Genomic DNA, 14998 nt, shown 5'->3' with positions numbered 1-14998 from the left:
CGTATGTTCGCTGCTCAATATATTGGTAATAAATCATTCAATGTGGTCGAAGGCCACGCAATTGCCCCACAAGCGGGTGAAGTGCGCTTAGACGTAGGTTACGTTGGTATTTGCGGCACAGACATGCACATTTATCACGGTGTAATGGACCAACGCGTGTCTATCCCACAAACGATCGGACACGAGATTTCCGGTGTTGTCGCACAAATTGGTGAAGGCGTAGAAGGCTTTACCGTTGGAGAAAAAGTCGTTGTTCGTCCGCTGGATTGGTGCGGTGAATGCCCTACTTGTGAAGCTGGCTTGACCCATATTTGTCAAAACCTTAAATTCATGGGCATCGACACCCCAGGCGCATTTCAATCGAGCTGGACAGTTAAAGCCCGTACCTTACATAAATTACCCGACGGCGTTGATCTAAAGCAAGGGGCGTTAGTTGAGCCTTTATCGGTTGCTTGTCATGATGTTAGTCGTTCTCGCTTAAAAGCAGGTGAAAAAGCCGTTATTTTGGGTGGCGGCCCAATTGGGCAACTCGTCGCAGCAGTGGCAAAAAGTGTTGGTGCAGAGGTACTGGTGTCAGAGCCAAATGATAGTCGACGTGCATTTGCTGACGAGCTCGGGGTCAAATCTGTTAATCCAATGGATACCGACCTGGCTGCGTATGTAGACGAGTGGACCGGCACCAAAGGCGCTGACGTCGTATTTGAAGTGTCAGGCGTATTGCCTGCCATTCAAGCAATGACGCAAATTGCAGGTCGTCGCGGACGAATAGTCATGGTGGCTATTCATTCAACTCAGCCGCCAATTGATTTGTTTCAGTTCTTCTGGAAAGAACTTGAATTGTTAGGCGCCCGAGTATACGAAGCCAAAGACTTTGACTGGGCGATTGAATTAATTGCCAGCGGTCAAATAGACTTAAAACCTTTTATTAGCTCAATCAGCCCGTTATCGGATATTGGCAGTGCATTTGCCAACATGGACGGAAACCCACAAGGCATGAAAGCCCTTGTTGAATGTAACGCCGAACAGTAAAAATAGGGCTAGATAGGAACATAAGCATGTTAGAAAAATTCAGTTTAGAAGGCAAAGTCGCGCTAGTAACCGGCTGTAAACGCGGCATAGGCAAAGGCATCGCACTAGGTTTAGCAGAAGCAGGCGCTGACATTATCGGCGTATCAGCGAGCCTTGAAAGACAAGGCTCAGAGGTCGAAAATGAAGTCACGGCTTTAGGCCGTAAGTTTAAAGGCTATCAATGTGACTTCTCTGATCGTGATGCGCTTTACGCATTTATCAAAGAAGTTAAAAGTGATTTCCCTAAAATCGATATTTTGGTCAATAACGCAGGCACCATTATGCGTGCCCCTGCCGCTGAGCATGGTGATGATTTATGGGACAAAGTCATAGACGTTAACTTAAACTCACAATTTGTTCTTAGCCGCGAAATCGGCAAAGACATGGTCGCCAATGGTGCAGGTAAAATCATTTTTACCGCGTCACTACTGACATTCCAAGGTGGAATAACCGTACCAGGCTACGCTGCAAGCAAAGGTGCTATTGGTCAGTTAGTCATGGCATTGTCCAATGAATGGGCGGGGAAAGGCGTTAACGTTAATGCAATTGCTCCGGGATATATAGACACAGACAACACAGAAGCCCTGCGCAATGACGCAGAGCGCTCAGCGGCAATTTTAGGCCGTATTCCACAAGGCCGATGGGGCAACCCTGATGACTTCAAGGGCCCAGCGGTATTTTTAGCATCTGAAGCAGCCAGTTATGTCAATGGCGCTATTTTATTGGTCGATGGCGGCTGGATGGGGAGATAATCTCAATGACGGTTCAAGAACTAGATTTTAAAAACAACGTAAATTTCATTGGCGGTGAATATGTTTCATCTAAAGCTGATGGCAAGATAGAAATACTTAGTCCTGCTACAGGAAAAGTCATTGGTGAAATACCAAAAGGCTGTAAAGAAGATGCCGAACAAGCACTCGACGTTGCACAGGCAGCGCAAAAATCATGGGCCAAGTTAACTGCCCGTACCCGACAAAGCATTTTGCGTACATTTGCAAATAAAATCCGTGAAAACAAGCACATCCTAGCGCCTATGCTCGTCTCTGAACAAGGTAAATTGTTGTCAGTCGCCGAAATGGAAGTGGACGTAACCGCCACCTTTATTGACTACGCTTGCGACAATGCACTGACCATCGAAGGCGACATACTCCCTTCTGATAACCAAGACGAAAAAATCTACATTCACAAGGTGCCTAGAGGCGTTGTAGTGGGTATTACCGCATGGAACTTCCCACTTGCTTTGGCAGGTCGTAAGATTGGCCCTGCGCTTATTACCGGTAACACCATGGTATTAAAGCCTACGCAAGAAACGCCGCTTGCCACCACGGAGCTTGGGCGTATTGCCAAAGAAGCAGGCGTACCGGACGGCGTATTCAACGTAATCAACGGTACTGGGTCTGTTGTAGGCCAAGCACTGTGTGAAAGCCCCATCACTAAGATGATCACCATGACGGGCTCTACCGTTGCCGGTAAACAAATCTATAAAACCAGTGCCGAGTATATGACCCCAGTCATGCTCGAATTGGGTGGCAAAGCACCTATGGTTGTCATGAACGATGCAGATTTAGACAAAGCCGCAGAAGACGCTCTTTGGGGCCGATTCGCCAACTGTGGTCAGGTGTGTACCTGCGTAGAACGTCTTTACTTGCATGAAGACATTTATGACCAGTTTATGAGTAAGTTCCTCCCCTTAGTACAAGGTTTAAAAGTAGGCGACCCTATGGCGAGTGATACGCAAATGGGCCCGAAATGCAACCAGCGTGAAATCGACAACATCGAGCACATTGTGCAAGAAGCAATTAAACAAGGGGCGACCGTCGCGACAGGTGGAAAAACCGCATCCATTGATGGCTTTGAGGGCGGCTGTTGGTATGAGCCAACCGTTTTAGTTGATGTAAAACAAGACAACATTGTTGTGCATGAAGAAACGTTCGGCCCAATTCTACCGATAGTGAAAGTCAGTAGCATGGAGCAGGCAATCGAGTATTGTAACGACAGTATCTATGGTCTCAGTGCTTATGTTCACACCCAAAGCTTTACCAATATCAATCAAGCGATCAGTGATTTAGAAGTCGGTGAAGTGTATATCAATCGCGGTATGGGCGAACAACACCAAGGGTTCCATAACGGTTGGAAACAAAGTGGCTTTGGTGGTGAAGACGGTAAATTTGGTCTTGAACAGTATCTTGAAAAGAAAACGGTTTACATTAACGAGGCCTAATCATTATTGGCAACCGCTACACCTTAAAAACCAAATACTGAGCGATAATTTACTTAAATGGTGACTTTGAGAAAACATAAAATATGTATACAAAATACATAAAAGAACAATAAAAAGCTAAAAGCACTGCGGTTCAGTTATGTGCCCTACTCTTAAAAAGGTAAACCTAATTCAGGTTTACCTTTTTTATTTTTCAATAATACCAATTCCATCTTCATTGTGTTGTGCTCACTAGGCTCACTAGGCTCACTAGGCTCACTAGGCTCACTAGGCTCACTAGGCTCACTAGGCTCACTAGGCTCACTAAGTCATTATCTGGCGATTTTCATTTTCTGTGCTTATATTTTCTCTAGACAAAATCACATCCCCTTGGCCTGAACTTAGAGATTTAAAACTCGGTAAATTGGCCAAGTATTCATTGTGATCTAGTCAAAAAGGCACCTGCCACGAGGAATAGTTAATTGTTTTAACTCTCCTTAAGGTCAGTGTCTTGGCTTTTCCTGCTGCAGTTTTTGCGGGGCCATTATCGCCCACAAGCGGTAATTAACAATATGGGCCGTCAGTTCAATAAAACTGAAGACGCTCTACAAACCAACCCAATCGCGTAAATGGAGTTACCGCAATGAAGATTCATCGCCACCTGTTTTTTGTTTCAGCCATATTAGTGTCACTTTTACTGGGCGCCTGTGCCCAAAAGCAGGAAAGCCCAGTGTCATTCGCCACCGATGCGAAGATCACAAACTCAGACAAGTTACAGGCCACTAAAGCGTTACGTACCCTGGCTGACGACGTTTGGGCCGATTACCTAGAGCATTATACTTACTTACGGTTACAGGAAGGGTTGCCAATAGAGCGCTTCGAAGACTGGACTTTGCAGGAATACCGCAGGGAATTACGTCAGGCTCAAAGATATCGTGCAAGACTGAAAGAGATCAACAGCCTAGCCTTGTCGGGTGACGACTTGATCACCTACGAAATATTGGCCTTCCAAAATCAGGACGATGGCTCGAATGATAACGATTACTGGTTGGTGTTTGACATAACAGCCTACCAGGCCCCCTTCGCGCTCCAAACCAACCAGCAAGCCCTAGACGCGCAGTCCCTCGCTAGTGATTCAGACGCACAACATTACCTGAAACTGGTAGGCGAACTCGCAGATATAATCGACCAGCTGGTGGCCAAGGTTGAAGGGCAAATTGAGCGTGGTATTTATTTGCCAAAGCCAGCCCTCCCATCGACTAGGTTGACATGGGAAGGTATGCAAAGTGGCTTACCGTCAGCCATCAGAGTCGACGAAAAACGACTGGAAGCGTTTTCTGTGGAGCAGCAGTCTCAGTTCAATAAGGCTCTCGACCTGTTAATTGAAAATCGCATAGTGGGTGGTTTCGACAGGCTACTGGCCGTGATAGGGGAAGAATACGAAGCCAATGCACCTGAAAGTGTCGGCCTCGCTCAATATCCGAATGGTCTTGCAGTCTACAAAAGGTGGGTGAGAACAATGACGACCCTTGACCTCTCCCCAGAAGAAATACATCAACGGGGAAAAGCAGCTGTAGAAGATATTTCGCAGCGCATGGAGGCAATCCGAGTGCAGCTTGGATTTGAAGGAACTGCCCAAGAATTCTTGCTGCATCTGAAAACCGACCCCAGATTTATAGCGGCTGACGCGGCAGACGTTGAAAAAAGATACTTAGAATACGTCCACCGAATTGAGCCAAAATTAGGTGAATATTTCAAGTCTCAACCTAAAGCGCCTTATGGCATTAAACGGCTGCCACCGGGGGCCGAAGAGGGCATGACTTACGGCTATTACGATGGCCCAAAAGCATCTCAGCCTGTTGGCTACTATTATTACAACGCATCGAATTTGCCGGAACGTAGCATGGTATGGGCAGGCTCCCTTATTTACCATGAGCTGTTACCCGGTCACCATTTTCACATTGCTACGCAGGATGAAAATAAAGCACTACAGAAATTCCGCCAGAATTCCCTAGATACTGCTTATACCGAGGGCTGGGCTGAATACGCTGCCAGTCTACCAATAGAGATGGGCCTTTATGAGACACCTGAAGAGTTATACGGCCGCTACATTGGAGAAATATTTCTGGCAGCACGCCTAGTTGTTGACACCGGAATGAACGCGCTCGGCTGGTCGCTAGAAGAGGCCCGTGAATACATGGCTAAATACGCTATACAGTCGGAAACTGAAATCGCTTCTGAGACATTACGCTATTCAACCGGTATGCCGGCCCAAGCGCTTGCCTATCGTATCGGTTACGAAAAAATCTGGGAGCTTCGTAGGCATGCCGAAGCGACGCTCGGCGACAAGTTTGATATTCGGGATTTCCACCATATTGTTTTATCGGACGGTTCAAAACCGCTGGCGGTGTTAGAGGCCAAGGTAGAGCGGTATATCGCGGCTGAACGAGACTAACAACGGCTGTGAATATTGGCTGTTGCGCCAATAGACTCCGAAGTGCCCTTTGAGATACAGGGGTTTCATGGCACAGCAGCCACATCTAGATAATAGTCAACGCATGAGGCACATTATTGAAACTCACTGTCTGCCATGTTCAGGCAGTTTCGTTGTGTAATCCCCATAAAATCAATGTGGGTTCCATGAATCTAAAAAGTGGGCGCAATAAAGAACTGCGGAAAACCTAAGGGGGCAGATCATTCGAGCCAACAGCATCGTAATATTTATTGAGGATAATTCCGTCATGAAACTAGAGATTATCTCTACGATTTTTTACTGTTCTTAATTTATATACGTTTAATTAGTCGCTTAAATCGATTTTCGAAACCAGTGTGCGTACTTCATCTGGCGCTAATGGTCTAACAAGTCGAGCCACTTCATTCCCAGCGTGCAGCAGTACTAAAGTTGGCCACAGTTTCACCTTAAATTTACGACCCAAAGGCTTACCCTTTCCATCATAAATTTTTATATGCCTTAGCCCAGAGTGTTCAGAAACGACTTCATCTATGGCTGGTCGTGCTGCCTTACAATGGCCGCACCAAGGCGCGCCAAAATCAAGTAAAATATCACCAGACAACGCCTGTAATTCATCGAGGGTGAGAGTCTCTTCTGTGTATTCAGAATTAGATCCAATAACGTTCATATCATTTACGCCCTACGGTTAGTTATTCAATCACTTAGTTAATCATTCGCCTAGTCAATCACTGCTGATGTCTTGGTAAACAGCGGCGATTAAAGCGTTAATTATAAAAAGATAGGTTAGCGTAAAATGTATAATCAGAGATACTAAAATGTGGTGGCCAGCATAACCCGCCATAATAAACGAATTAGGTACACAGCAAATGATGAATGCGTTCAAGCGCCACACCCATCATCAACGTCTGCGAGGAATGACCAAAGCGAAAGAGCTGCTAAAGCGCGCCTAAATCAATTTCGAACATTACATATCTAATGCTTCTCTTGTAGCGTAGGCGTTTGCCTAAAAACTGACCTGACGCGCCGTTTTCTTCCACAACACTTAATATTCCAGTAAAAATCCCCAATCATTCAGATCAAAAGTACTTTAACTCCTATTGAGGGGTATTTTCACCTAAGCAGCAGAGCTTTTTATACGATTCTAAAGATGGCTGTCTCTGTTAGTATTGTGTTAGTAGCTGTCTTTGATAGTATTTAAATTTTTTAGTGTCTATGTAAGTTAATTTTCAAAAAGCATATTGAAACTCTGCATTATCAGGAAAGGGATACACAACTACCTTTTCAGCTATTTCTATCCTAAATTTTTCATAGAACATAGGGTGAATTACACACTTATCTTCCGCAGTAATAGCTAAACGATCTTTTATCGTATATTCAAAATCAGCTTCTATAATGTGAGAAGTTTCATTTCTTTTTCTTATTACACCAACAATTCCAAGCTCAGAAATTATTTGTTTGAATCTTGTTCGCGAATATTCACCGTTTGGCCACTCTGATGCAGTTCGTTGAGCTATCCGATCAAGATACTTTCCTTCAAATACATTAGGTACGCCGCTAAGTGCATCCAGAATTTTATTTACATTTGGGTAAACAGTAGAATAAGAGTTGATAACACCGTTTGCGAGTGTTATTGCGGTCTCTTTAACGATTGAAATCATATCCCTAGGCAGGGATTTAAAATCTGGATATACCTTTTCTTTAATCGCATTTCTTGCAATAGCATTACACAGAACGACTATCTGTCTCGGTCTCATTTGGGTATGCCTCAAAATGTATGGGAATGTTTTCTCAGCGATCCCGGTACCATTTGTGATGGACTCTCCAAAATGAGGTATCCAAACCTTGTCTAACACGTCATGAAAATTTGTCCATTTCACAACTTTTCCTGAAGCCATTGGTTCAATCCCATTCTTTTCCATATGCGTATAAAAGCGCCAGCTGACAAGCCGCATAAGATCCTTCGGCCGCCAGTGCATGTATACTGGGTGTCTAACGTATTTGACCGTATTACTCATGGCTGATTCAGTGAGATAAGGGAAAACCTCAGCAGAAACAAAAGTTTTTACGTGTATTCCTTTGCCGCTATATTCAATATTAAAATTACTTGAGCACTGAATTAATGCAGCTAAGGAATTCATTACGTCGATATTGTCTACTGAGTATTTTTCTAACGAGTCCATAGCAACAACAACTGGTTCGTCTTTAGCTATAGAAAGCATTTTGTTTTTTGCTAACTCATGAGTTTTGGATGACAAAAAATCTTCTAATGACTCAGAAAGTTGCTCAGCATCTTGAGGAAGAAATTTTTCTAAAATGTGCTTAAGTATACTTCTAATAAAAAATGACCCCTTAGAGTCTTTAGACAAGCACGCTGCACTGATTTCAGGGGAGTAATCTCTGTACTTACTAAATATGAGACTCCAAAAGATAAAATTCCAGATTTTTACTATTCTAGGAATAGCAATTGTGGCGTCAGGGTCAGAAAATTTTGATACTTGTTTCAAGACATTTGAAAATACTTCGGGCTCATCGATATCTATGCATCTGGCATTCTTTATCTCATCTTGAAAGGTGAAGTAATGAGCAAGTGAACTTTTCCCCGTTCCTCTTCGCCCTATAATTAGATAACAGTCATCTTCTAAAGTAGCTTTATTGAACGGTGTTTCCTCGAAGTAATATTTTTCATATTCGTCCTTTAAAACTTTAACTTCATCTTCGCAGCTAGCTTCCCCGAACGGGTGCTTATAATGAAACATAAATTAAAATCCTTTTATAATTTTCGTCTTTTTTGTACTTAGCCTTAATAAACCTGTTCATTATTTAACCAATTTATGCATTTTGTCAAATGACGGTTTTATCGGTATAAAGTACAGATAATGACATTTTGTTGCTCAAATTATAAAAAGGTGCGAGGCAAACTATTGTAAATATCCGGTCCGGAATTTTTGCTACAGGAATTCTCGGTATAGGAATTTGAGGACAGTTGAATTGGTCGGTGTGATAGGATTTACTCTGCACATCCTGTGCTTCGCCCTTCGGGCCGTGCTGCGCACGTTCAAACTTGTTCCTGGCCATTAGTAAAGAAATAGTTATAAACACGACTGTGATCGCTTCGCGCTCATGTCATAGGTTCAGAGATATGCGATAGATTAGGAGTTCTTGGTATAGGAATTTGAGGGCAGTTGAATTGGTCGGTGTGATAGGATTTGAACCTACGACCCCTGACACCCCATGACAGTGCGCTACCAAGCTGCGCTACACACCGACCGAAGACGCGCATAATACGGAATTTTGACGTTTTTGCAATGAAAAATGTGATTTCACTTGTTCGTTCGCTTATTTGTCATACAAACTGCAGATTATTCAGCCAGCTAAGTATTTTTTAACCTCTCATCATCAGCGTAACGCCCCCTACTCTTTTGCGAACGATTTGATTTCGCATTTTTCGGGCCTTTAACTGCTTTTATCAAAGGCGACTGAATAAAAATGCGAATGGCTCCGGTCTGTTTTTCCGTGAACTGTACGAGTGAGCGACATAAACCCCAACCAATAGGGGGAATGTCGGTACCGCGCTTTTTACTTCTTACTTTGTTACGAGCGTGTGAGCTAATGCTTCACTCGTATTTTTTGCGAATCGCCAGTCGTTTCATAGCGAGCAAATACAAAGGGTACCAAAGCTAAAAAGCGCTGCACGAACCTGTTTTAGCGATTTAAGATAAACCTAGAGTTCATTACTCGGGGTGAATTCGATTTCTGGCCATTGTTCGTTTGCTTCAATCAAATGCTTCGGAATGTCTTTCTGCCATGCTTTGTATACATCAGGGTTTTTGTTCACATACAAAGTGCCGTCTACGATTTCAAAGGCTTTGCCGTCGATGTCGAATTTTTTACCAAAGGTAGCGCCAAACGCACAGAAGCCACCGTATGCAGGGGCGTATTTTTCCGGACTGCTGTTAAATGCATCGCGATTGGCTTCACTACTGAAACGATAGATAGCGTCATTATGCACTGCGGTATATTGTGCTTTACCTAAAACAGGTTTGTTTTGGGTAAAGTAAGCCACTGCATCATGGCCGGCTAATATCACGTCGTTACTGTCAGTTTGTGTATCAACACCGGCGTAACTTAAACTTGAAACAGTGATTGCTACGGCAGTGAATAATGATTTTAGGGTGAATAGTTTTTTCATTTTTTTGTCCTCGGGTTAGATGTTCACAGATGAAAGTCATCAACGAGGTAAAGTGTAAGTGGCAATAGATTTTGCCACTATGTCTGTAAAACCAGAGGTTATGTCAGAACGTCTATGGATGTATTAAATCAGTTATTTTCCACTTTCAAAGTGGCAGCCAATATATTTCACAATGGCCAATATTGTGGAGACTGGGCGATTAACACCTCGGGCACCCACTATATGAATTTTCATATTGTTAGCCATGGCAGCTGTTATTTATCACTACCAGCGGGGGCTGCTCAGACCCAAAAAAATGTCCCAATCAGGTTATCACAAGGTGATGTAGTGCTGTTCCCTAACGACAGTCAACATGTAATTAGTGGTCAAAGTGATTCTAAGGCAATAACCAACAGCAGTGCTTCACAAAACTACCGCAGTGGTATTCATCCCAGTGCGACCGGACTTGTGTGTGGGTACTTTAGTCATCACCATCCTTTAGTCAGCAGCATTACCGCACATTTACCTGAGGCGATTATCATAAAAAGTCAGTCATTAAATGGCACGCCTACTGGATTGCATTACCTACTAGACGCGCTCCTTAACGAATCAAAGCTGCCGGGGCAAGCGTCAGATTTAATCATGGGGCGAATTGCAGAAGCAATTCTAGCGATCATATTTCGCCAGCATTTACCTACCGATAACGGAGTGCTCGCCGCTACTGTGCACCCTAAGCTTGGGGCGGTCATGAGCGCGATACACGGCGCACCTGAGAAGAAATGGACGATAGACATGCTCGCCCAGCAGTGCTTTATGTCTCGTGCGGGTTTTAATGAATTATTTAAGTCAGTGGTGCAACAATCGCCAATGGAGTACGTTACACAATGGCGATTAGGTCTGGCGTATAGAATGTTAGCCGATGAAAATGTTTCTACCCTGCATGCCGCTCTCTCGTGTGGTTATGATAACGAATCATCATTTTCCAAGGCCTTTAAGCGCGTGCTGGGCGTGAGCCCTGGGGCCGTGCGTGCAGTAAGTGTACAGCAATAGAATAAAATGGAACCGAAACGGTTGGCGTGTCATTCGCTAACCGTTTTAATAAAAGCATACAATTTAATAGGCGCGTGCAATGTTAAACAACAAAAACCTTTACTGACTGGCTGTTTTATCATCACCGCTAATACGGCTGGCAATAGCGCCTTCTTGGTTCTTGTATTTTGCGTCAACGCGGGCATTGTAAGGTTTTTCCGCAAAGTCTGACATAACCTCAAAACTCAGCGCACCTATTTTCATGCCCGGCTTTAACGCCAGTGGCAATTTACCGCTATTAAAAAACTCTAACACTATATTACCTGACCAACCTGGGTCTATTCGGTGCGCCGTTACATGCACCATCAGCCCTAAACGCGCCAATGACGAACGGCCATCTAACCAACCAACAATATTGCCAGGTAAGGTCACTGACTCAAGCGTAACCGCAAGGGCAAGTTCTCCTGGATGTAAAAAAAATGACTTATCAGGGGCAATACTAATTTCGTCACTCATGACCGTGTTTAACGCCTCTTGCACCTGGGCTTTAGGGCCACTTAAATCGATATAAGGCGCTTGATGCTCGGTGAATACGCGGAATTTATTGCCTAATCGTATGTCGACGGTTACGCCACTAATCTCTGAATAATCAGGTTCAGGGCTAATTGATATTTTGCCTTCTTTAAGATGGGTCAGAATGTCTTTGTCGCACAAACGCATAATGTTTAACTCAGTAAATAGGTTTCGGGTATTTGGCTTAATTACAGTTGATAGCCACTTAACCGCGCAATTATGCGTAGCTAAGGGGCTATGTTCAACGTTTTTAAATATTTTGTATACGTAAGTCGAGCAAACCGTTCATATAAAGCTGTTTTGAGATAGCACTTGCGCATTGCATATAGGTTTTACTTAACGCATCACTAGGCTCGGCGACTAGCAAAGGCATGCCTTGGTCAGTGTACTTGCGAATTTTAACATTCAGCGGCAACTGGCCAAGCAACGGCACTTTATTTCGTTTGGCCAGTTCCGCGCCGCCATCTTGAGCAAAAATATGTTCTTCATGACCACACTTAGGGCAAATATACAGGCTCATATTTTCAATTAAGCCCAATACAGGCACATCCACTTTATTAAACATAGCAATACCCTTACTGGCATCTGCTACTGCTAAATCTTGTGGTGTGGTCACGATCACCGCCGCACTGACAGGCATTTGCTGGGCAAGGGTTAATTGAATATCCCCAGTGCCCGGCGGCATGTCTACGATCAGGTAATCCAGCTCTGGCCAGTCCGTTTCACGTAATAGCTGCTCAAGGGCTTTACTCGCCATCGGGCCGCGCCAAACGGTGGCGTTTTCCGCTGGCACAAAGTAGCCAATAGAACTGGCCACTAGCCCGTGGGCAGAAAAAGGAATGATGGTTTTATCATCGCGCGATGCGGGCGTTGACTCAGTATTGCCTAACATAATTGGGATAGACGGGCCGTAAATATCCGCATCTAACAAGCCGACTTTTGCGCCTTGAGCCATTAATGCATAGGCAAGGTTCACGCTCGATGTAGACTTACCCACCCCACCTTTGCCCGACGCAATAGCAATAATGTTCTTAATTTTACTGACCTTGGCCACCTTGGTAGGCGATGCAGGAATGTTTGTTTCGATCAGCACATGCTCTACAGGCAGCTTTTGCTCATCCGCTGCAAGTTTAATCGCGCTGATCAGCTCTTCATGAAGGGATGCCACAGCAAAAGGTAAGCTAATTAGCACATTATTGTTTGCTATGGTGATCCACGGATGAACCTGCTTCTCGGTAAGTTCAAATAGCGCGGCGAGCTTGTGCGATACCAGCGACTGCAGTTTTTGCTCAGGGGTAGAACGGCTAAATAACATGACACTCCTACAAAATAACAATGAAATTGGCGCAAGGTAGCTTTTAGATAATGCAATGGCGGCGTATTTTCGATACCATTTGCGGCCTTTTTAATTAAACGAAGAAACCAAAATACACATGTCGTCACAACCACGTAAAATTCTTGTTACTAGCGCCCTTCCCTATGCAAATGGCTCCATTCACTTGGGACACCTTTTAGAGCATATCCAAACGGATATCTGGACGCGCTTTCAACGAATGTGTGGCCATGAAATATACAGCGTATGTGCCGACGATGCACATGGTACGCCCGTTATGCTCAAAGCCCAAGAGCTAGGTATAACACCAGAAGAAATGGTAGCCCGTACTCGTGCTGAGCATCACCAAGATTTGCTCGATTTCTTCGTAGAGTACGACAACTACCACGTTACCCACAGTGACGAAAACAAAGAGCTGTCAGAACTGATTTACAACCGCTTAAATGACGCAGGTTATATATCTAAGCGCACCATCAGCCAATTGTTCGACCCTGAAAAGAACATGTTCTTGCCTGACCGCTTTGTAAAAGGCACATGCCCTAGCTGTGGTACTGAAGATCAAAACGGTGACAGCTGTGATAACTGCGGCGCCACGTACGATCCCACAGAGATGAAAAACCCTCGTTCAGTGGTCTCTGGCGCAACACCGATACTAAAAGACTCTGAACATTTCTTCTTCGATTTACCGCAATTTTCAGACATGCTGCAAGCCTGGCTAAAAAGTGACGCACTGCAAAGTGAGATCAGTAACAAGCTAGAAGAGTGGTTTGATAAAGGCCTACAGCAATGGGATATCAGCCGTGATGCTCCCTATTTCGGTTTTGAAATTCCAGGTGCACCTAATAAATTCTTTTATGTATGGGTAGATGCGCCTGTAGGCTACATGGCCAGCTTTAAAAACTTGTGTGACCGCAGTGACATTAACTTTGACGAATTCTGGGGCGCAGACTCAGACGCAGAGCTTTATCACTTTATCGGAAAAGACATTACCTATTTTCACTGCCTATTCTGGCCTGCCATGCTAGAAGGCGCAGGGTTTAGAAAACCTACCGGGGTCAATGTACACGGCTTTGTCACCGTTAATGGTGCGAAAATGTCTAAATCAAAGGGGACCTTCATTAAAGGTCGCACTTACTTAGAGCATTTGAACCCTGAATATTTGCGCTATTACTTCGCCTCTAAACTGGGCGCTAACGTCACAGACATCGACCTAAACTTCGAAGATTTTGCGCAAAAAGTAAATTCAGATCTCGTGGGCAAAGTGGTTAACATTGCCAGCCGCTGTGCAAGTTTTATCACAAAGCGCTTTGACGGTAAGTTGTCTAACAATGTACTTGAGCCAGAGCTTGTCGCTGAATTTCAACAAGCACAAGCCAGTATTGCCCAAGCATTTGAAGAACGTCAGTACCATAAAGCCATTCGCGAAATTATGGGCCTTGCTGACAAAGCAAACCAGTTCATTGATGCCAACGCTCCTTGGGTGACGATTAAAGACGAAACCAAACAGGCTTTCACCCATGATGTTTGTTCATTGGGGATCAACCTGTTCCGCATGTTAATGGTGTACCTAAAACCTGTTGTGCCTAAATTAGCAGAACAAGCTGAAGCCTTCTTAAACGATGACTTAAGCTGGACCAGCGCACAAAGCGTATTAACTGGGCATGAAATTAATAAATTCAAAGCGCTTATGCAGCGTGTTGATATGGACAAAGTGAATGCAATGGTTGATGACTCCAAAGAAAATTTAGCGCCAACGGTCACGCTTGACCCGAACAGCCCATTAGCGAAAGATCCTATCAGTGAGACCATCGAATTTGACGATTTCGCCAAAATTGACCTGCGTATTGCTAAAATCGCCGTCGCTGAACACGTCGAAAAAGCTGACAAGCTACTGCGCTTAGAACTGGATTTAGGCGGCGAAACACGCCAAGTGTTTGCCGGTATTAAGTCAGCTTATCAGCCGGAAGACTTAGTCGGTAAGTTAACGGTAATGGTCGCCAACCTTGCGCCGCGTAAGATGCGCTTTGGTCTATCAGAAGGCATGGTTTTAGCCGCAGGCCCTGGTGGTAAAGACTTGTGGATCATGGAGCCCCACGAAGGCGCGCAGCCTGGTATGAAAGTTAAATAACCTGATACCTTAACGCTGTAAGAGCA

Annotated in this window: 11 protein-coding genes and 1 tRNA gene; 6 read left to right on the top strand and 6 right to left on the bottom strand. The window is 44.4% G+C overall.

Annotation, left to right across the window (positions count from 1 at the left end; genetic code table 11):
• The first annotated feature begins 3 nt into the window (after positions 1-3).
• The 4 genes from GCHA_RS10170 to GCHA_RS10155 all read left to right on the top strand — a co-directional run bounded on the left by GCHA_RS10170 (position 4) and on the right by GCHA_RS10155 (position 5723).
• On the top strand, positions 4-1029 hold the full coding sequence (locus GCHA_RS10170) for a zinc-dependent alcohol dehydrogenase (protein WP_007987830.1): 1026 nt from the start codon (positions 4-6) through the stop codon (positions 1027-1029).
• A gap of 26 nt (positions 1030-1055) precedes the next feature.
• On the top strand, positions 1056-1820 hold the full coding sequence (locus GCHA_RS10165) for a 2,5-didehydro-3-deoxy-L-galactonate 5-reductase (protein ID WP_007987829.1): 765 nt from the start codon (positions 1056-1058) through the stop codon (positions 1818-1820).
• 5 nt (positions 1821-1825) lie between these two features.
• Positions 1826-3289, top strand: a complete 1464-nt coding sequence (gene aldA / locus GCHA_RS10160; RefSeq protein ID WP_007987826.1) for an aldehyde dehydrogenase — start codon at positions 1826-1828, stop codon at positions 3287-3289.
• Between the two features lie 622 nt (positions 3290-3911).
• Positions 3912-5723, top strand: a complete 1812-nt coding sequence (locus GCHA_RS10155) for a DUF885 domain-containing protein (protein WP_007987822.1) — start codon at positions 3912-3914, stop codon at positions 5721-5723.
• 343 nt (positions 5724-6066) lie between these two features.
• Here GCHA_RS10155 and GCHA_RS10150 read toward each other — a convergent pair whose 3' ends face one another.
• The 4 genes from GCHA_RS10150 to GCHA_RS10135 form a co-directional block, all read right to left on the bottom strand.
• A complete protein-coding gene (locus tag GCHA_RS10150; protein WP_007987820.1) occupies positions 6067-6408 on the bottom strand; it encodes a thioredoxin family protein in 342 nt (113 codons plus the stop codon).
• A 559-nt stretch (positions 6409-6967) separates the two neighbouring features.
• A complete protein-coding gene (locus tag GCHA_RS10145) occupies positions 6968-8497 on the bottom strand; it encodes a P-loop ATPase, Sll1717 family (protein ID WP_007987814.1) in 1530 nt (509 codons plus the stop codon).
• A 432-nt stretch (positions 8498-8929) separates the two neighbouring features.
• Positions 8930-9006 (bottom strand) — tRNA-Pro (locus GCHA_RS10140).
• Between the two features lie 456 nt (positions 9007-9462).
• The gene (locus GCHA_RS10135) at positions 9463-9930 is read right to left on the bottom strand and encodes a YHS domain-containing (seleno)protein (RefSeq protein ID WP_007987810.1); all 468 of its coding nucleotides are present in this window, start codon (positions 9928-9930) and stop codon (positions 9463-9465) included.
• A 114-nt stretch (positions 9931-10044) separates the two neighbouring features.
• Here GCHA_RS10135 and GCHA_RS10130 point away from each other — a divergent pair, with 114 nt between their 5' ends.
• A complete protein-coding gene (locus tag GCHA_RS10130) occupies positions 10045-10959 on the top strand; it encodes an AraC family transcriptional regulator (protein ID WP_007987808.1) in 915 nt (304 codons plus the stop codon).
• 99 nt (positions 10960-11058) lie between these two features.
• Here GCHA_RS10130 and dcd read toward each other — a convergent pair whose 3' ends face one another.
• Together dcd and apbC are read right to left on the bottom strand one after the other, a co-directional pair.
• Entirely contained in the window at positions 11059-11658 is a 600-nt protein-coding gene (dcd, locus tag GCHA_RS10125) for a dCTP deaminase (RefSeq protein ID WP_007987806.1), read from the bottom strand.
• A 103-nt stretch (positions 11659-11761) separates the two neighbouring features.
• Entirely contained in the window at positions 11762-12826 is a 1065-nt protein-coding gene (gene apbC, locus GCHA_RS10120) for an iron-sulfur cluster carrier protein ApbC (protein WP_007987803.1), read from the bottom strand.
• Positions 12827-12944: 118 nt separating this feature from the next.
• Here apbC and metG point away from each other — a divergent pair, with 118 nt between their 5' ends.
• A complete protein-coding gene (gene metG, locus GCHA_RS10115) occupies positions 12945-14972 on the top strand; it encodes a methionine--tRNA ligase (protein WP_039992322.1) in 2028 nt (675 codons plus the stop codon).
• Positions 14973-14998: the final 26 nt, after the last annotated feature.

The organism is Paraglaciecola chathamensis S18K6, assembly GCA_000314955.1.
GTDB classification, from domain to species: domain Bacteria; phylum Pseudomonadota; class Gammaproteobacteria; order Enterobacterales; family Alteromonadaceae; genus Paraglaciecola; species Paraglaciecola chathamensis.
This window is presented reverse-complemented; position numbering and strand designations above follow the sequence as displayed.